The following is a 19,124-nucleotide window of genomic DNA, read 5'->3' as shown; positions in this document are numbered from 1 at the left end:
GTGAAAGGCTCACTGACGGGGATGACAGCATCAATCCGCTTGCTACCGCCGAATTCAAACCGACTTCAGCAGCGCCTGGATCTCTTCCAGCTCGCTGATGGTCTGGCGCAGCAGTTGGCGATAGCGTGCGGCATCATCGCCGGCAGTATCACCTGACAGCCATTGGCGGGCACCGGCAATGGTGTAACCCTGTTCATGCAGCAGGCTTCGAATCTGGCGCAGCAGCAACAGATCCTTGTGCTGATAGTAACGACGGTTGTTGCGCTTCACCGGTTGGATCTGGGCAAACTCCTGCTCCCAGTACCGCAGCACATGAGGCTTGAGCCGGCACAGCTCGGCGGCTTCGCCTATGGTGAAATAGCGTTTGGAGGGGATGGGACCCAGTTCAGACGCCGTCTGGCTGGTTTCCGGCATGGATCTCCACTCGCTCCTTGAGTTTCTGCCCCGGCCGGAAGGTCACGACACGGCGAGCGGAGATGGGGACCTCCTCCCCGGTTTTGGGGTTTCGACCCGGGCGTTCACGCTTGTCGCGCAGGTCGAAGTTGCCGAAACCGGAGAGTTTCACTTGCTCGTTGTGGGCCAGACTTGCACGAATTTCCTCGAAGAAGGAATCCACCATATCTTTGGCTTCACGCTTGTTCAGGCCCAGCTCATCATAGAGGCGTTCGGCCATATCGGCTTTGGTCAACGAGCTCATGTCGGTCACCCTGTCCTGTCATTACTCTCGTAACGTTGCACCACAACGCTCGCGGAGTGCTGATACAACGGCACTCACGGCACTGTTGATCTCTTCTTCATTAAGAGTGCGCGATGGGTGCTGCCAGGTCAAGCCCAGAGCCAGACTTTTTCGTCCCGGTTCAATACCTTGGCCTTGATAAACGTCAAACAGAGTGACCTGTTTGAGGAACTCGCCGGCTTCGGCTTCCACCACCTGGCGAATGTCGTCAAAGGCCGTTGCCTGGTCAGCGACCACCGCCAGATCGCGGCGGGATTCAGGGAACTTGGACAGGGAGCTGAAGCGTGGCAGCTTGCCACCAGTCACGGCTTCCAGGCTGACCTCGAACAGGTAAACCGGGCCATTCAGATCCAGCTTCTTCACCAGTGATGGGTGCAGCGCACCGATGAAGCCAACGGTTTCACCATTGCGCTCGACACGGGCGGTCTGACCCGGGTGCAGCGCGACGTGACGATCGGCCACGAAGCTGAACTGACCGGCGCAGCCACTCAGTGCCAGCAGGGATTCCAGGTCGCCCTTGGCGTCGAAGAAATCCAGTTTATCCTTACCCGCAGTCCAGCCTTCGGCATCACGGTTACCGGCCAGAATGCCGGCAACCACGTTTTCCTGTACCAGCTCATCAGCATTGGGCAAGAAACGCTGGCCGGTTTCGAACAGGCGCACGCGGCTCTGCTGACGGTGCTGGTTGTACTGCAGCGCTTTCGCCAGACCCGGCCACAGGGTAGTACGCATCACCGCCATCTCGGCAGAGATCGGGTTGGCCAGTGCAATAGCGTCGTGTTGGTCGTCGAACGACTTCTGCAGCTCGGACTCGATGAAGCTATAGGTGATCGCTTCCTGGTAGCCACGTGCCACCAGGTGACGGCGCAGAGACTGCAGCGTCAGGCGCGCCTCGGCGATCGGCGGGATCGGCAGCTTGGCGGTCGGCGTGTGCACCGGCAGGTTGTTGTAGCCGTAGACACGGGCGATCTCTTCGATCAGGTCGACTTCGATGCTGATATCGAAACGGTAGCTCGGCACGGTGACCTGCCAGCCATCTTCGACCGCTTCCAGCTGCATGCCCAAACGGGTCAGGATCTCTTCAATCTCGGCAGCCGGGATCTCCAGCGCCAATACCGCGGTGACCTTGGAGTGACGCAGACGCACCTGCTGCACTTCAGGCAGCTCGGTTTTGGCCACGGATTCGATCACCGGGCCGGCTTCACCACCGACGATCTCCAGCAGCAGAGCCGTGGCGCGCTCGATCGCCTTGCGCTGCAGCTGCCAGTCCACGCCACGTTCGAAGCGGTGCGATGAATCGGTGTGCAGGCCATAGCTGCGCGCACGACCGGCAATCGCCAGCGGTGCAAAGAAGGCGCTTTCGAGGAAGATATCGCGGGTAGCGTCAGTCACAGAAGTCGGCTCGCCACCCATGATACCGGCCATGGCCACCGGACCCTTGGCATCGGCGATCACCAGGGTATCGATGCTCAGCTCTACTTCCTGGCCATCCAGCAGGGTCAGCTTCTCGCCCTCTTCCGCCAGACGCACCTTGATACCGCTGTCGAGCTTGCTCAGGTCGAATGCGTGCATCGGCTGACCCAGCTCGAGCAGCACGTAGTTGGTCACGTCGACGACCGGATCGATGCTGCGCACACCGGAACGGCGCAATTTTTCCTGCATCCACAGCGGCGTGGCGACACCCGGGTTGATGTTGCGGATCACGCGGCCCAGGTAACGCGGGCAGGCATGACCATCGACCAGTTCAACATCGAAACGATCATCGATCACCGGCGCCACGGCCGGAGCCGCCACTTCGGTCACCGCCGCCTTGTTCAGCACACCCACTTCACGGGCCATGCCGGCGATGCTCAGGCAGTCGCCGCGGTTCGGCGTCAGATCGACGTCGATGATCTTGTCGTTCAGGTTGAGGAATTCGCGGATATCCTGGCCCACCGGCGCATCAGCCGCCAGTTCCATGATGCCGCCGTGGTCCTCGGACAGGCCCAGCTCGTCTTCGGCGCAGAGCATGCCGAAAGACTCGACCTGACGCAGTTTCGCTTTCTTGATCTTGAAGTTGCCCGGCAGTACTGCACCGACACGAGCAAAAGCGGTCTTCAGACCGGCACGGGCGTTGGGCGCACCGCAGACCACCTGTACCGTCTGTTCACCATCGCTAACCTGACAAACCTGCAGTTTATCAGCGTTGGGGTGCTGCTCGGCCGTCAGGATTTCGCCCACGACCACACCGGTAAAATCACCGGCAACACCTTCAACATCATCCACTTCGAGGCCGGACAGGCTAAGCTGATCCGCCAGTTCCTGAGTTCCGATCTGCGGCTGAACCAGCTCGCGCAACCACTGTTCACTGAATTTCATGCTGCTTTCCTGAAAAATCTGTTTGTGTGCGTTGTCGTCTTACTTGAACTGGCCGAGGAAGCGCAGATCGTTCTCGAAGAACAGACGCAGATCGTCCACGCCGTAGCGGAGCATCGCCAGACGCTCAACGCCCATGCCGAACGCAAAACCGGTGTACTCCTCCGGGTCGATACCGGAGTACTCGAAGACTTTCGGGTGCACCATGCCACAGCCCAGCACCTCCAGCCATTTGCCATCGCCACGGTCGATGTCGACTTCGATGGAAGGCTCGGTGAACGGGAAGTAGGACGGGCGGAAACGGACCTTCACGTCTTCCTCGAAGAACTCGCGCAGGAACTGCTCCAGCGTGCCCTTGAGGTCGGCGAAGGTGATGTTGCGGTCAACCAGCAGACCTTCCACCTGGTGGAACATCGGCGAGTGAGTCTGGTCGTAATCGCAACGGTAAACGCGACCCGGGCAGATGATACGGATCGGCGGTTCTTGAGACTCCATGGTACGCACCTGCACCGGCGAGGTGTGGGTACGCAGCAGGCGGTGGGCATCAAAGTAGAAGGTATCATGCATCGCCCGCGCCGGATGGTGAGCCGGAATATTCAGCGCTTCGAAGTTATGATAGTCGTCTTCAATCTCGGGACCTTCGGCAACGCTGTAGCCAATGCTGCCAAAAAAGGCTTCGATACGTTCCAGGGTACGGGTCACCGGGTGCAAACCACCGACCGACTGACCACGGCCCGGCAGGCTCACATCAACGGTTTCAGCCGCCAGCTTGGCTTCCAGCGCCGCGGATTCCAGCGCCTCGCGGCGGGCAGTGATATCCGCCTGCAGCGCTTCTTTGGCTTCGTTGATACGGGCACCGGCTGCGGGACGCTCCTCGGCAGACAGCTTACCCAGACCTTTCAGCAGCGAGGTCAGCTCGCCCTTTTTACCCAGATACTGCACTCGGATCTCGTCCAGCGCAGCCAGTGTATCGCTTTCAGCAACCGCCTGTTTGCCTTGTGCCAACAGGGTCTCAAGATTTTCCATTTCCGGCTCCAAACAAAAACAGGGGAAGAGCTCGCACCCTTCCCCTGTTTGATTCGATCATATGTGGACGACAACGCCCGTACATGCGTACTTCATCGATGTCGTCCATCCCTACCAATCGGTGGGGTTACGCCAGTGCAGCTTTAGCCTTTTCGACAACCGCAGCAAAGGCAGCCTGCTCGTATACAGCCAGGTCAGCCAGGACTTTACGGTCGATTTCGATCTGAGCTTTTTTCAGGCCAGCAATGAAGCGGCTGTAGGACAGACCGTTGATGCGTGCAGCAGCGTTGATACGTGCGATCCACAGTGCGCGGAACTGACGCTTACGCTGACGACGGTCACGGTAAGCATACTGACCAGCTTTGATGACAGCCTGTTTGGCAACTCGGAATACACGGCTACGAGCACCGTAGTAACCTTTGGCCTGTTTCAGGATTTTCTTGTGACGGGCGCGAGCCTGTACACCACGTTTTACGCGAGGCATGGCAATTCCTTCCTATAAAAACTAAATAATGACCGAGAGAGACTTACAGATACGGCAGCATGCGCTTGACCAGAGCCTGGTCAGCAGCATGAACCTGCAGCATCGGGCGCAGCTGACGCTTACGCTTGGTGCTTTTCTTGGTCAGAATGTGGCTTTTGAAGGCCTGCTTGTGCTTCACGCCGTTAGCGGTTTTCTTGAAACGCTTTGCCGCACCGCGGACAGTTTTGATCTTAGGCATTAACTTTCTCCACGCATTCGTTTGTTAGTCAGTCACGCGTAACAAACAACAAAACCCGGCGCCTGCTTCAGTGAAGAGCGGCGTCGGGTTGTGCAGTCGAGTGACTATTTCTTTTTCGGGGCCAGTACCATGACCATTTGACGACCTTCCATTTTCGGACGCTGTTCTACAGTACTGATTTCAACCAGATCTTTTTCGATCCGCTGCATCAGCTGCATGCCCAGCTCCTGGTGAGCCATCTCACGACCACGGAAGCGCAAGGTAACCTTGCCCTTGTCCCCGGCTTCAAGGAAACGTATCAGGTTGCGCAGTTTTACCTGATAATCCCCTTCTTCCGTACCCGGACGGAATTTCACTTCTTTGACCTGCATCTGAGACTGTTTTTTCTTAGCCTCATTTGCTTTCTTCTTCATCTCGTACTGATGCTTACCATAGTCCATGATTTTGCAGACAATGGGATCAGAATCCGAGATCTGAACCAGGTCAAGTTCGGCTTCCTGAGCGTGCTCAAGAGCCTCTGAAATCGAAACAACACCGACCTGATTACCATCCGCACCGATCAGACGGCATTCGGTGGCACGGATATTTTCATTGATCGGCGGCAGTGGCGCACGGCCACCGCGTCTGTTATCACGCCTGATAGCTTTATCTCCTGACGATTTTATTATGCTTGGCGGCCTTTGCGGTTCACTTCCTGAACCAGCTTCTCCACCAGCGCGTCGACCGGCATAGTGCCCAAGTCCTCACCGGAGCGCGTACGCACTGCAACAGTTCCGGACTCGACTTCTTTATCACCTACCACAAGCAGGTAAGGCACTTTCTGCAGAGTACGCTCGCGAATTTTAAAGCCGATCTTCTCGTTTCTCAAGTCCGCATTGGCTCGAAGACCCACTTTTTCGAGTTTTTCCGCCAGTTCACGACAGTATTCTGCCTGATTGTCGGTAATATTCATCACCACCGCCTGCAGCGGCGACAGCCAAACCGGCAGCGCACCGGCATAGTGCTCGATCAGAATACCGATGAAACGCTCGAAGGAACCGAGGATCGCACGGTGCAGCATCACCGGTGTTTCGCGCTCACCCTGCTCGTTGACGAACTGGGCACTGAGGCGACCCGGCATGGAGAAGTCCACCTGAATGGTACCGCACTGCCAAACACGGTCGAGGCAGTCGCGCAGCGAGAATTCGATCTTAGGCCCGTAGAAAGCACCTTCGCCCGGCAGCTCTTCCCAGTCCAGACCAGCGGTATCCAGCGCATCGGCCAGCGCCTTCTCGGCCTTGTCCCAGCTTTCGTCGGAACCGACGCGCTCTTCCGGACGGGTCGACAGCTTGTAGATGATGTCGGTGAAACCGAAGTCGGCATAGACTTCGTGCAGGAAGTCGATGAACGCCGCCACTTCGGACTGGATGGAATTCTCGGCACAGAAGATGTGCGCATCATCCTGAACAAAGCCGCGCACACGCATGATGCCGTGCAGGGAACCGGACGGCTCGTTGCGGTGGCAGGAACCGAATTCAGCCAGACGCAGCGGCAGGTCACGGTAGGAGCGCAGCCCCTGGTTGAACACCTGCACGTGGCACGGGCAGTTCATCGGTTTGATGGCAAAGTCGCGGCTTTCGGAGTGGGTGGTGAACATCTGCTCCTGGAACTTGCCCCAGTGACCGGATTTTTCCCACAGGGTACGCTCCACCACCTGCGGCGTCTTGATCTCCTGGTAGCCGTGCTGACGCTGTTTGGTGCGCATGTACTGTTCGATCTGCTGATACAGAGTCCAGCCATGCGGGTGCCAGAACACCATACCCGGCGCTTCTTCCTGCATGTGGAACAGGTTCAGCTGCTTGCCCAGTTTGCGGTGGTCACGCTTCTCGGCCTCTTCCAGACGGTGCAGGTGCGCCTTGAGCGCCTTCTTGTCACCCCAGGCGGTACCGTAGATACGCTGCAGCATCTCGTTCTTGGAGTCGCCGCGCCAGTAGGCACCGGCCACGCTCATCAGCTTGAACGCCTTGATGTGGCCGGTAGACGGCACGTGCGGGCCACGGCAGAGGTCAATGAAGTCGCCCTGCTTGTAGAAGGACAGCGGCTCTTCGCCCGGAATGGAGTCGATGATCTCCACCTTGTACTTTTCGCCCATGCCTTCGAACAGCTTGATGGCGTCAGCACGTTCCATGATGGAACGGGATACTTCCAGATTGTCCTTGACCAGCTGGTTCATGCGCGCTTCGATCTTTTCCAGATCTTCCGGCGTAAACGCACGTTCGTAGGCGAAGTCGTAATAGAAGCCGTCATTGATCACCGGACCGATGGTCACCTGAGCACCCGGGAACAGTTCCTGAACGGCCATCGCCATCAGGTGGGCACAGGAGTGACGGATCACTTCCAGGCCATCTTCATCTCGCGCCGTGACGATCGCCAGATCCACGTCTTCTTCGATCAGGTAACTGGTGTCGACCAGCTCGCCATTGACCTTGCCGGCCAGCGCGGCCTTGGCCAGACCGGTGCCGATATCGGCCGCCACGTCGTGTACGGTAACAGGATGATTAAAGGTGCGAGTGCTCGCATCCGGAAGTGTAATGACAGGCATGGAGTAATCCTTGGTTGTCAGGCGTGGCCCCTACGACAGGTCAGCGCCTCTGAAGATTGATTCGTGAGCTTGGGGCTGCGACAGATACCAGGAGTCGGCCCGCTCGGCTGGCGATTATAACGTCCAGTATGTGAAAGCGCGATGTCTGACGCTCAATTCAGCGACACTGTTTGAGCAGGTCATAGGTATAGAGAATATGCGCCCGTGCACGCTCTCGGGCCGCCTGGGCGTCGCGCGCCTGCAGCGCCCGGTGAATGGCCCCATGCTGCCGGGCAATGCCGTCAGGGTAACGGCCAAAACGGCTCAGGGTCCGTGACAGAACACTGTAGATCGCATTGAAGTAGCGGTTGTAGAACAGCTGACTGAATGAACACACCAGCAGATGGTGGCTGGACTGGGCGATCAGCATATGGAACTGCAGATCCGCCTTGGCTTTCTCCAGCGTGCTCTCACCCCGGTTACGTTCGCACATCTGCTGATACTCCTGTCCCAGGCGCTCCAGCTCCTCGTCACTGGCCCGCTTCGCCGCGAACCAGGCGGCCTCGCCTTCAAGAATGGCCCTCGCCTCCAGCACCTGTAGCTGGAAGTCGATATCATCCCCCCGCCCATCCAGGGGCAGTTCCAGCAGCTGCTCCAGCAAGTTGCTGCAGCGACTGCGCCCACCCTGGCGGGTCTCGATCACGCCGGTGGTGCGCAGCCCGGCCAGCGCCTCGCGCACGGCCCCTCGTGATGCACCATAGTCCTGCATCAGCGCGCGCTCCGAGGGTACCGGTTGCCCGGGCACCCAGTCGCCATCCAACAGCCGGCGTTCAAGTTCATATTGCAGCTTCACGGCAGACTCCAGGCAGAAATGCCCTTTGGTAAGACCAGTTGGCAGTATAGCATTCACGCCCTCCGCCTCATCACCTATCTTGAATCTACGCATGATAATAAACAGAGGTTGCTGTCCCCATGTCCGAGTCCCATACCCCGCCGATCAAGGTCGGCCTGTTCGTGACCTGTCTGGCCGACATGTTCCGCCCTGAAGTGGCCTTTGCCACCGTCAAACTGCTGGAACAGGCGGGCTGCGAAGTGGAAGTGCCCAGAGCCCAGACCTGCTGCGGCCAGCCGGCCTTCAATTCCGGCGATAACCACAGCAGCCGCAAGATCGCCCGCCAGACCATCGAAGCGTTCGAAGGTTACCACTACGTGGTCGGCCCTTCCGGCTCTTGCATCGGCATGCTGCACCATTACCCGGAACTGTTCGACGACAATGATCCCTGGAAAGCCCGCGCCGAGGATCTTAAAGCACGCGCCTTCGAGATCACCTCATTCCTCGTCGACAAGCTCAGCTTCAGCGGCATCCACAGCAACTTCAAGGGCAAGATCACCTATCACGACTCCTGCTCCGGCCTGCGCGAACTGGGCATCAAGCAGCAGCCGCGCCAGCTGCTCGGCGAAATTGACGGCGTAGAGCTGAACGAGATGCAGGAAGCGGAAACCTGCTGCGGCTTCGGCGGCACCTTCTGCGTCAAGTACCCGGACATCTCCAACCGCATGGTCAGCAACAAGACCGGCTTCGCCGCTGACAGTGGCGCCGATACGCTGGTGGGTGGCGACCTGGGCTGCCTGCTCAATATGGCCGGCAAGCTCAAACGAGAAGGCCGCGAGATGCAGGTGCGCCATGTGGTGGAACTGCTGGCCGACATGGCCAATACCCCGGCGATCGGCGATGCCGATTATGACCTTGGCCAGGAACTCTGACGGAGCACGATGATGGAAATCAAAAGCCAAGAATTCAAACAAAGTGCCCGTATCGCCCTGCAGGATGCCAACCTGCAGAAAGCCCTGGGCAACCTCAAGGCCGGCTTCCCCGGCAAGCGCGCCGCAGCTGTCGCCCGCATGCCGGAGTTCGAAGCGCTGCGTGATCAGGCACGCGACCTGAAGAACCATATCCTCGAACACCTCGACCTGTACCTTGAGGAGTTCGAAGCCCGTGTAGTGGAAAACGGTGGCCAGGTGCACTGGTGTCGCAGCGCCGACGATGCCCGCAAGACGATCCTGCAGATCTGCCGCGAACAGAACGCCAAGACCGTCACCAAGGGCAAGTCGATGGTGACCGAGGAGATCAACCTCAACGAGTATCTGGAAGAGAACGGCATCCAGCCGGTGGAAACCGATCTGGGCGAGTACATCCTGCAGCTGCGCGGCGATCATCCCAGCCATATCATCGCCCCGGCAATCCACCTCAACCTGGAAGATGTCTCCGAGGCCTTCCACGAGCACCACCACCGCCCCAAGTCGGATGATCCGGCGGTACTGATGGCCGAGGCGCGCGAGATGCTGCGCAAGCAGTTCGTCGCGGCCGATGTGGGCATTACCGGCGCCAACTTCCTGGTCGCGGAAACCGGTTCCACCATCATCGTTACCAACGAGGGCAACGGCGACCTGACCCAGACGCTGCCGAAGACACACATCGTGGTATCGTCGATCGAGAAGGTAGTACCGACGCTGGAAGACATGAGCCTCTTCCTGCGCCTGCTGGCCCGGTCCGCTACCGGTCAGGAATTCACCGTCTACAACACCCTGTCCTCCGGCAATCGCCGTCCGGACGATCAGGACGGCCCGGAAAACTTCCACGTGGTACTGGTCGACAATGGCCGCAGTGACATGGTCGGCACTCAGCTGCAGGATATGCTGCGCTGTATCCGCTGCTCGGCATGCATGAACCACTGCCCGGTCTACGGTGCCGTTGGCGGTCACAGCTACGGCTGGGTCTACCCCGGCCCCATGGGTTCGGTGCTGACGCCGCAGATGATCGGTATCGAGAAGGCCGGCCTGCTGCCCAACGCATCCACCTTCTGTGGCAAGTGCGAGGAGGTGTGCCCGGTGCGCATCCCGCTGCCGAAGCTGATGCGCCACTGGCGCGAGAAGGAATTCGAGAAGCACCTGAGCCCGAAAGCGGTGCGCTGGGGGCTTGGTGGCTGGGCGTTCTTCGCCACCCGGCCGGGCCTCTACCGACTGTTTTCGGCCAGCGCGTCCAGGTTCATGCGCCTGCTCGGCGGCAGGAAAGGCAAGATCCGCAAGCTGCCATTGGCGGCCGGCTGGACCGATCACCGCGACATGCCGACGCCGACCGGCAAGACCTTCATGCAGCAGTGGCAAGCACGCCAGAAACAGGAGACCAAATGATGAGCAGTCGCGCCGAAATCTTTGCCAACATCCGCCGCGGACTACGTCGCACTGAAGCCAGTGAAGCCCAGCGCGAAGCGGTGCACCAGCGCCTGCAGCAGCACCCCCGCAACCTGGTCCCCGCACGCAGCCTGCACGATCACGAAGCTCAGGTCGAACTGTTCATTCGCATGGCCCAGGAAGCGGCCGCCGAAGTGATTGAACTGGACAGTCTGGAGCAGCTGCCAACCGCCATCGCGGATAATCTGGAGCAGAAGGGACAAAACGAGCTGGTGCTGGCCAGCGACGAAACCTTGACCAGCCTGGGCTGGGCCGCTGTACATGAACGGATCGAGTGCCACCAGCGCATCGGCCAGGTCGGCGATCAGGCCAGCCTGACGAGGGCGCTTGTCGGCATCGCCGAAACCGGCACCCTGATGCTCTACTCACGCCCGGAGAGCCCGACCACACTGAACTTCCTGCCCGACACCCATATGGTAGTGCTGCGCAAGCAGGATATCGTCGGCCCCTACGAGGATGCCTGGGACCGCCTGCGCGAAGTGTCGCCCGGCCGCCTGCCGCGCACGGTCAACATGATCACCGGCCCTTCCCGCAGTGCCGATATCGAGCAGAAATTGCAGATGGGCGCCCACGGCCCGCGCCAGCTGGTGATCTTCCTGATCGACTGAGCCCGCTGCCCCTCATACAAAAAAAAGGCGCCTTTAAGGCGCCCAAGTGAGGTTTAACATGATAATGCTCAGCGCTGGAAGGGATAGACCGAACCCAGCTGCAGAATGCGGCTCAACTCGTCCAGCGCGGTAAAGGATTCGTCCATCAATAGCGGATCGGCCAGATCGGTCGGCAGCAACCGGTCACGGTAGTGACGCTCCACCCAGTCCACCAGTCGCGTATACAGCGCATCACTCATCCGCGTAGCCTGATTGAATGCAGACTGCTCGGTTTCATTCAGCACCACGCGCAAGCGCAGGCAGGCTGGCCCGCCACCGTTGTGCATGCTTTGGCGCAGATCGAACACCTTCACCTCATCGATGACCGAGGAAGTAGCCTGCAACGACTGCAGGTATTGCCATACTGGCGCCACCTGTTCGCACTCAGCCGGCACAACCAGCAGGGTGCGGCCGTCCGGCAGCCTCAGCAACTGACTGTTGAACAGGTAGCTGCGTACCGCATCGGTTAACGCGACCTCGCTTTCGGCCACCTGGATCAGTTTCAAGCCGCCATCCAGTCGGGCATCCAGTTCAGCCAGTACCTGAGACTGGTTGTAGAAGGCACGCTCGTGGCAGAACAGGGTATCCAGATTGCCCACCGCGATCACATCATTGTGAAACACACCCTGGTCAATCGCATCGGGGTGCTGCTGGGCAAAGACCACCCGATCCGGGTCCAGCCGGTGCTGGCGAGCAACGGCGCGGGAGGCCTCCAGTGTCTGCCGGCCGGGGTAGCGACTCGGCTCAGGCCCGGGACCGCCACTGCCGTAGGCAAAGAAGGCCACGCCCGGTTCGCCGTAGCTGTGCCCCAGCCGGGTGTGGTTGGCGGCGCCTTCATCACCCAGTGCCGCAACGGTTGGCAGCGCCGAATGGTGCACAAAGTGACGGCTGTCGTTAAAGGTTGCCTGCAGAATACGGGCGGTATGCTCGGTTTCCAGCGAGCGATGCAGCTGGCTGGCCAGGTTGGCCGGGGTGAAGTGGATCCGCTGATCCGCCGCATCGGCGCTGGGCGTCACCGTGGCCGCATTGGCCACCCACATGCTGGAAGCCGAGCAGCAGGCTGCCAGCAGGCGCGGCGAAGCCTTGGCCGCTGTTGCCAGCACCTCGGCGTCGCTGCCGGCAAAGCCCAGGCGGCGCAGGGTTTTCAGGTCCGGCCGTGCCAGCGGTGCCAGCACACCCTGGACCATGCCAAGGTCATGCAGCGCCTTCATTTTGGCCAGGCCCTGCAGCGCCGCTTCGCGCGGATTGGAGGCCTGAGCCTGGTGGCTTTGCGAGGCAAGATTGCCGACCGCCAGCCCCGCATAGTTATGCGTCGGGCCAACCAGACCATCAAAGTTCGCTTCAGTTGCCAGCATCAGAACCTCCTGGGTTGATGATTAGAGTTTCAGGCCCGGGGACAGGGTCTGCGGCAGCGCCAGCTGATCGGCTTCAATACCGGCAACCGGGTAAGAGCAGTAATCCGCCGCGTAGTAGGCGCTGGCACGATGGTTGCCACTGGCACCGATGCCACCGAAAGGCGCCGCACTGGACGCACCCGTCAGCTGCTTGTTCCAGTTTACGATACCGGCACGAATGCGATCGTAGAAGTAGTTGAACTGCTCCTCGGAATCGCTGAACAGACCAGCGGACAGGCCAAACTGGGTGTTGTTGGCCTCGGCGATGGCGGCATCAAAGTCGGCCACGCGGATCACCTGCAGCAGCGGGCCAAAGATCTCTTCATCTTCGCGCCCGGCTACGGCGGTCACATCGATCAGTCCCGGAGAGATCAGGCCGGTACCGGCCTTCAGCTTCTCGCTGCGTACCAGCGAGGTCGCACCCTGCGCCAGCAATGCTTCCTGAGCCGCCAGCACACCATCGGCAGCGACTTCAGAGATCAGGCTGCCCATGAAGGGAGCCGGTTCAGCGAAGGCATCACCAACCTGAATGTCACGCACAGCTTCGGCCAGCGCATCCAGGAAACGATCCCCCCAGTCGCCGGTCGGCACGATCAGACGGCGCGCACAGGTGCAGCGCTGGCCAGCCGTGATATAGGCAGACTGGATGGTTTCATGTACAGCCGCCTTGATGTCGGCCACGCCATCGACGATCAGCGGGTTGTTGCCACCCATCTCCAGCGCCAGAATCTTGCCCGGATGACCGGCGAACTGCTGATGCAGGATATGGCCGGTGTTGGAGCTGCCGGTGAAGAACAGGCCGTCGATATCGGCATGGGAGGCCAGCGCAATACCGGTGTCCTTCTCACCCTGTACCAGGTTAAGAACGCCAGCCGGCAGGCCCGCTTCCAGCCACAGCTTGACCATCTCACCAGCCACCGCCGGAGTCAGCTCGCTGGGCTTGAGCACAACGGTGTTACCGGCGATCAGCGCCGGCACGATATGACCATTGGGCAGGTGGCCCGGGAAGTTGTAGGGACCGAATACCGCCACTACACCGTGCGGCTTGTGACGCAGTACTGCCCTGGCACCAGCCATGTCGCTTTCACGCTCGCCAGTACGCTCGTTGTAGGCCTTGACCGAAATCTCGACCTTGCCGACCATCGCGCCCACTTCGGTACGCGCTTCCCACAACGGCTTGCCGGTTTCAGTCGCGATGGCGATCGCCAGTGCTTCCTTGTTCTCACCCAACAGCTCGGCATAACGGCGTGCGATGGCGACACGCGCCTCGAAACCGGCCAGCGCCCAGTCAGTGGCCGCCGCACGGGCTGCCTTGACCGCCGCATCCACCTGCTCGGCTGAAGCCGCCTGGCCCTGCCAGTACACATCGCCCTTGGCCGGATTCAGCGAGCTGAACGCGCTCCCCTGTCCGTCCAGCCATTCGCCATTGATCATTACGGATGCAGTCATGTCAGATTCTCCTGCCTGATGAGAGAGGCACCACACGTACGGTGTTGCCTTCGGTGATTTTGAGTGCATCGGCCACGTCCTGCGGCAGGCCGACCACATGCTTGCCGACACCGTTCAACGGCGTCATGCAGCAGCGGAATTCGTCAAAGCTGGTCGTGCTGACCAGATACAGCTCGCCTTCGGGCTGCTCATTGGTGATATGTGCACGGGCGTAGCAGCTTTCGTTGATCGCACGGATATCTTCCATCCGCGCCACCAGAGTCGGGCCACCGTCGAAGATATCGATGTAACCGGTGAAGCGCAGACCTTCGGCTTCCAGTAGCTTGCGTGCCGGAGTCGTCGCCGGATGGGTCTTGCCGATCGCCGCTTGGGCATCTTCCGGCAGCAGGTTGATGTAGATCGGGTTCTTCGGCATCAGCTCGGCGATGAACACCTTGTCCATGGAGGACAGCTTGTCCGCCTCGCCAAAGTCGAGCGAGAAGAAGTGGCGACCCACGCCTTCCCAGAACGGCGGCACGCCGTTTTCGTCGGAATAACCGCGCATCTCGGCCAGCATGTATTCGTTGAAGCGCTGCGGGAACTCGGCCATGAACATGAAGCGCGACTTGGACAGCAGTGAACCGTTCTTGCTGTGGCGAGCGTCCGGCGACAGGAACAGCGTACACAGCTCGGAATAGCCGGTGTGGTCGTTGCTAAGGGTCAGCGTATTGATCAGGTTGCGCACGCCCAGTTCACGGGAGGCATGCAGCAGGGTGCCCATGTGGTAGTTGTACCAGGGCTCGCTCAGGCCAACTGCGGCTTCGATACCGCTGATGCCCACGACCTCGCCAGTGGTGGTATCTTCCATGACGAACAGGTACAGCGCCTCTTCCGGAACGCCGTCAGCATTCCAGGCGGCCAGCGCTGTTTCCATCTTGCGCGCTACCTGTTCGTCGTTGTCCTGCAGGGAAGTAAACCCCTGGCCGGTTTTGCGGGCCAGTTCCCGCAGTGCTTCATGGTCGGCGGCCGTAATCGGGCGAACTACCATCATGATCGGTACCCCAGTCGTGATCGTCACTGAACCACCCAGCGCCACTTGAGGCACCGGGCTTAACGTTGAAAATTAGAAAATGCGACCGCCCTTCCGGCGGTGCTATTGGATTTGCCTGCTGGACTAGAGCCAGGCCAGCTGTACGCTGTCGCCGCTGCTGATATTGAGCGCCTCGGCCTGTGCCGGTGTCAGCTCCGGACGTTCGGGGTCCAACTCGGCCAGCAGGCAGCGGAAGCCCTGCAGCTGTCCGTTGGACACCAGCGCCAGCGCCTTGTCGCCGTCTTCATCGTCCGCATTCACGGTGACAGCAACCGACTGACATCCGAGCAGTGTGCGCAGACGGTCGGTCTGGGCTTCCAGCGTCGGACCGGCATCGAAGATGTCGACATAGCCCCGGTAGTCAAAGCCTTCCTCTTCCAGCAGGGTCTTGACCCGGGCTGCATCGGCACGTGGCTGACCCAGGGCCGCCCGCGCCGCTTCACTGAGCAGTGGCAGATACACCGGGTGGTGTGGCAGCAGCTCGGCGATAAAGCCCTTGGAGTCGATGCCCGTGAGATAGTTGGCCTTGGCAAAGTCCATGTTGAAGAAATGACGGCCCAGGCTCTCCCAGAAGGGAGACTGGCCATTCTCGTCCTGAACGCCCTGCAGCTCAGCAATGATTCGGCTGTCAAAGCGCTCCCGATGCGCGGCAATGAACAGCAACCGAGCACGGGACAACAGGTGCAGATTGCTGCGCTGGCGGTGGTCCGCATCCAGGAACAGGGTGTACAGTCGCGAAGCACCGGTAAAATCCTGGCACAGGTTCAATGCCGGAATACGATTGTGGATCTGCAGCTCGCTGGAGGCGTGGATCACCTCGTTGATACGATAGCTGTAGAACGGCGACTCTATGCCCACCGCCGCCTCAATACCGGAAATGCCCACGATCTCACCGCTGGCACTGTCCTCGAGCACAAAATGGTAACTTTCCTGCTCGGGACGGCTGACCGATTTGCGCAGCGACTGCTGAGTACGATCGATCAATTCACTGAGATGATCGCGGTTGGCCGGCAGGGTTGTCAGGCTACCGCCGGACACCACAGCGAGGCGCTCCAGCCCCTGTAGGTCATGAAATTCAACCGGTCGCAGTAACAGCATCAGCTCTCTCCAAGCCAGCCCCGATCGGTGCTGGTCGCCAGTTTCATCAGGATAAGCGCGCTCAGTTTGGCCCGCTCAGTCAGACTGCTGACAAACATGTATTCATCCGCCGAGTGGATCTTGCCGCCGCGCACGCCGAGGGTATCGATGTTGGGAATGCCGGCAGCCGCCAGGTTGTTGCCATCACAACAGCCACCCGTCGGCAACCAGGCGATGCTCATGCCCAGCTCGGCACCGCAATCGCGTGCCAGTTCGAACAGTTTCTGGTTGGCCCCGCTGAGCTTCTTCGGCTTGCGGCCAAAACCGCCATGCAGCTCAATGCTGATGCCGTCGCGGTCGTTGATCTCGGCCAGCAGGCGATCCAGGTGCTGCTGGCACCAGGCTTCATCTTCGACCCGCTCGAGGCGGATATTGAAGCGGGAGATGCACAGATCCGGCACGATATTGACGGCACCACCCCCTTCGATAAAGCCCGGATTGATGGTCACGCCCTCGCGCTGGCCGTTGAGATCATCCAGCGCCGCGATGAAGTCGGCCATGGCGCGAATCGCGTTGCGCCCCAGATGGTGCTCACGCCCGGCATGGGCGGCCTTGCCACGCACGACCACACTGAAGTTGCCGCTGCCCTTGCGCTCACCGGCCAGATTGCCATCCGGGAAGCTGGGCTCGTAGATCATGCCCAGGTGGACACGTTCAGCCGCGTCGGCAATCAGCGCAGCCGAGGAAGGTGAGCCGATCTCTTCATCCGGGTTGAACAGGATTTCCCAGCCGATCTGGTCAGCCCAGGGACTGCGTTCCAGCGCCATCAGGGCATTGATCATCACCATCAGGCCACCCTTGAGGTCGGCAACGCCGGGGCCGTTCAGCGTATCCTCGTCGAGCCAGCGCACCTGCTGGAACGGATGATCAACGGCAAACACCGTATCCATATGGCCGCACAGGAAGACCTGCAGCGGGGCTTCGGGGCGCTTGCGGATACGTACGGCATCTCCCAGCGGGAACTGATCCAGCTCCCCCTGTGAATTGAGGTGCTGGTAGGGTGCGACAGGAATGATCTCCACCTCACCGCCCAGCGGCTGGCACAGGCGGGCAAGGGCTTCACCCACTCGGTTAACGCCGACGTGGTTCAGCGTACCGGAATTGATCTCGGCCAGCTCCAGGGTACCGTCGAGCATCTGCTGATGCTGTTCGTCCAACCATGCCAGCCAGGGGGTAAAGTCGTGAGTCATGCCTGCGTCCTGATAGTGGATGTCATACCATTATGTCGCCTGCAGGCAAGCAGGTCTGTTGAAAATGCGACCCCTTTTTTAATTAAGGGGTCGCCAAGAGAGGCCAGAACAGGCCATCGGAGAAAAAGAGAGGGGGGGCTTAAGCGTTCAGCAGCTGAGCGATCGCCTGCTCAAGCTTGGCCATACCTTCACGGATATCTTCATCCGAAATGATCAGCGAAGGCGCAAAACGCAGCACGTTCGGGCCCGCCATCAGGATCATCAGGCCCTGCTCACGGGCAGCCGCCAGGAACTGGCCCGCCTGGCCCTGCCAGTCTTCAACCAGCTCGGCACCGATCAGCAGACCCTTGCCACGAATTTCCTTGAAGATATTGTGCTTGGCATTGATCGCTTCCAGCTCAGCCTTGAACAGTGCGTTCTTCTGCAGCACGCCTTCCAGCACTTCAGGACGATTGACCTGACGCAGCACTTCGCCGGCAACAGCACAAGCCAGCGGGTTGCCGCCATAGGTCGTGCCGTGAGTGCCGACATTGAAGCTCGGCGCAACCTTATCGGTAGTCAGCATGGCACCCACCGGGAAACCACCGCCCAGCCCCTTGGCAGAGGTCAGGATGTCCGGAGTAACATCGGTGTCCATGTAGGCGTACAGGCTACCGGTACGGCCCATACCGGTCTGTACTTCGTCGAAGATCAGCAGCGCATTGAACTGGTCGCACAGCTCGCGTACGCCACGGACAAATTCAGGATCAGCCGGAATGATGCCGCCTTCGCCCTGTACCGGCTCCATCACGATGGCGCAGGTATTGTCGGACACCAGCTCTTTCAGCGCTGCCAGATCGTTGAACGGCGCATGGTGGATACCGCCCGGTACCGGCTTGAAGCCCTGGCAATACTTGGGCTGGCCACCCACGGTTACGGTGAACAGGGTACGACCGTGGAAAGACTGTACGAAGGAGATGATCTCGTTCTTCTCTTCACCGAAGTGATCGCTGGCATACTTGCGCGCCAGTTTGAAGGCCGCTTCGTTGGCCTCGGCACCAGAGTTGCAGAAGAACACCTTGTCAGCGAAGGTTTCGCGGGTCAGATCCTGCGCCAGACGCAGCGCCGGCTCATTGGTGTACACGTTGCTCAGGTGCCAGACCTTGTCAGCCTGCTCCTTGAGCACCTTGACCAGTGCCGGATGGCAGTGCCCCAGACTGGTTACCGCAATACCGCTGGTCAGGTCGATATACTCGTTGTCGTCCTGATCCCAGACACGACTCCCCTGGCCGCGTACCGGCACCATCTGCTGGGGGTTGTAGTTCGGTACCATGACCTCATCGAAAAGCGCACGGGTAACCTGTGTAGTGCTCATGTTGCTGCCTTACCTCTTGTCGTCGCTCGACCGCGGTCAAGCAAACTGGCTGTCTCTATCCAACACTGCCCGGCACCCTGTCAACGACATCGATGCCGGAACCCTATAACCATTATCAGGAAAAGCTTCACTAGATAACAGTCTTCAAGTTTACCTGGCGCGACCTGCAGTTGCGCTATATTGACATTATTCTCAGCCAGGACTGAACAGAGGCCGGCAAAACGATTACTCTT

The 19,124-nt window shown here is 59.9% G+C and carries 18 protein-coding genes; 3 read left to right on the top strand and 15 right to left on the bottom strand.

Going from position 1 to position 19,124, the window contains the following annotated elements; genetic code table 11:
* Positions 1–54 precede the first annotated feature (54 nt).
* From ABD013_RS08290 to ABD013_RS08250, 9 genes are all read right to left on the bottom strand, one after another.
* Positions 55–414 carry a MerR family transcriptional regulator gene (locus ABD013_RS08290; RefSeq protein WP_343804773.1) on the bottom strand — a complete coding sequence of 120 codons (360 nt, stop codon included), beginning with the start codon at positions 412–414 and terminating at the stop codon, positions 55–57.
* A complete protein-coding gene (gene ihfA, locus ABD013_RS08285; protein ID WP_343804771.1) occupies positions 386–697 on the bottom strand; it encodes an integration host factor subunit alpha in 312 nt (103 codons plus the stop codon). Before ihfA ends, ABD013_RS08290 begins: the two co-directional genes overlap by 29 nt.
* A 21-nt stretch (positions 698–718) precedes the next feature.
* Entirely contained in the window at positions 719–3,094 is a 2,376-nt protein-coding gene (gene pheT / locus ABD013_RS08280; RefSeq protein WP_343804769.1) for a phenylalanine--tRNA ligase subunit beta, read from the bottom strand.
* Positions 3,095–3,133: 39 nt separating this feature from the next.
* Positions 3,134–4,117, bottom strand: a complete 984-nt coding sequence (pheS, locus tag ABD013_RS08275) for a phenylalanine--tRNA ligase subunit alpha (RefSeq protein WP_343804767.1) — start codon at positions 4,115–4,117, stop codon at positions 3,134–3,136.
* Positions 4,118–4,244: 127 nt separating this feature from the next.
* A complete protein-coding gene (gene rplT, locus ABD013_RS08270; RefSeq protein WP_181740365.1) occupies positions 4,245–4,601 on the bottom strand; it encodes a 50S ribosomal protein L20 in 357 nt (118 codons plus the stop codon).
* 43 nt (positions 4,602–4,644) lie between these two features.
* A complete protein-coding gene (gene rpmI / locus ABD013_RS08265; protein ID WP_091821403.1) occupies positions 4,645–4,839 on the bottom strand; it encodes a 50S ribosomal protein L35 in 195 nt (64 codons plus the stop codon).
* Between the two features lie 104 nt (positions 4,840–4,943).
* A complete protein-coding gene (infC, locus tag ABD013_RS08260; protein WP_425543405.1) occupies positions 4,944–5,435 on the bottom strand; it encodes a translation initiation factor IF-3 in 492 nt (163 codons plus the stop codon).
* A 68-nt stretch (positions 5,436–5,503) separates the two neighbouring features.
* Positions 5,504–7,420 carry a threonine--tRNA ligase gene (thrS, locus tag ABD013_RS08255; protein ID WP_343804760.1) on the bottom strand — a complete coding sequence of 639 codons (1,917 nt, stop codon included), beginning with the start codon at positions 7,418–7,420 and terminating at the stop codon, positions 5,504–5,506.
* Between the two features lie 157 nt (positions 7,421–7,577).
* Positions 7,578–8,252 carry a FadR/GntR family transcriptional regulator gene (locus ABD013_RS08250; protein WP_343804758.1) on the bottom strand — a complete coding sequence of 225 codons (675 nt, stop codon included), beginning with the start codon at positions 8,250–8,252 and terminating at the stop codon, positions 7,578–7,580.
* A gap of 119 nt (positions 8,253–8,371) precedes the next feature.
* Between ABD013_RS08250 and ABD013_RS08245 the strand changes: the two genes are divergently transcribed.
* From ABD013_RS08245 to ABD013_RS08235, 3 genes are read left to right on the top strand one after another with little or no spacing between them, the layout of a single operon-like run.
* Entirely contained in the window at positions 8,372–9,163 is a 792-nt protein-coding gene (locus ABD013_RS08245; RefSeq protein WP_343804756.1) for a (Fe-S)-binding protein, read from the top strand.
* 9 nt (positions 9,164–9,172) lie between these two features.
* Positions 9,173–10,591, top strand: coding sequence for a LutB/LldF family L-lactate oxidation iron-sulfur protein (locus tag ABD013_RS08240; RefSeq protein ID WP_343804755.1), 1,419 nt, complete (start codon positions 9,173–9,175; stop codon positions 10,589–10,591).
* Positions 10,588–11,259, top strand: coding sequence for a LutC/YkgG family protein (locus ABD013_RS08235; protein WP_343804753.1), 672 nt, complete (start codon positions 10,588–10,590; stop codon positions 11,257–11,259). Before ABD013_RS08240 ends, ABD013_RS08235 begins: the two co-directional genes overlap by 4 nt.
* Before the next feature lie 68 nt (positions 11,260–11,327).
* Here the strand turns inward: ABD013_RS08235 and astB are convergent, their stop codons facing one another.
* The 6 genes from astB to ABD013_RS08205 form a co-directional block, all read right to left on the bottom strand.
* Positions 11,328–12,653, bottom strand: a complete 1,326-nt coding sequence (astB, locus tag ABD013_RS08230; RefSeq protein ID WP_343804752.1) for an N-succinylarginine dihydrolase — start codon at positions 12,651–12,653, stop codon at positions 11,328–11,330.
* 21 nt (positions 12,654–12,674) lie between these two features.
* Positions 12,675–14,141, bottom strand: coding sequence for a succinylglutamate-semialdehyde dehydrogenase (gene astD, locus ABD013_RS08225; RefSeq protein ID WP_343804751.1), 1,467 nt, complete (start codon positions 14,139–14,141; stop codon positions 12,675–12,677).
* Position 14,142: 1 nt separating this feature from the next.
* A complete protein-coding gene (astA, locus tag ABD013_RS08220; protein ID WP_343804749.1) occupies positions 14,143–15,171 on the bottom strand; it encodes an arginine N-succinyltransferase in 1,029 nt (342 codons plus the stop codon).
* Positions 15,172–15,294: 123 nt separating this feature from the next.
* Positions 15,295–16,308 carry an arginine N-succinyltransferase gene (astA, locus tag ABD013_RS08215; protein WP_343804747.1) on the bottom strand — a complete coding sequence of 338 codons (1,014 nt, stop codon included), beginning with the start codon at positions 16,306–16,308 and terminating at the stop codon, positions 15,295–15,297.
* Positions 16,308–17,537, bottom strand: coding sequence for a hydrolase (locus ABD013_RS08210; protein ID WP_343804745.1), 1,230 nt, complete (start codon positions 17,535–17,537; stop codon positions 16,308–16,310). The genes astA (ABD013_RS08215) and ABD013_RS08210 overlap by 1 nt, the downstream gene beginning before the upstream one ends.
* 139 nt (positions 17,538–17,676) lie before the next feature.
* Positions 17,677–18,891 (bottom strand): aspartate aminotransferase family protein, encoded by a 1,215-nt coding sequence (locus ABD013_RS08205; RefSeq protein ID WP_343804743.1) that lies wholly within the window; start codon positions 18,889–18,891, stop codon positions 17,677–17,679.
* Positions 18,892–19,124: the final 233 nt, after the last annotated feature.

It is taken from the genome of Marinobacterium maritimum (genome assembly GCF_039523155.1).
GTDB lineage: Bacteria > Pseudomonadota > Gammaproteobacteria > Pseudomonadales > Balneatricaceae > Marinobacterium > Marinobacterium maritimum.
This window is presented reverse-complemented; position numbering and strand designations above follow the sequence as displayed.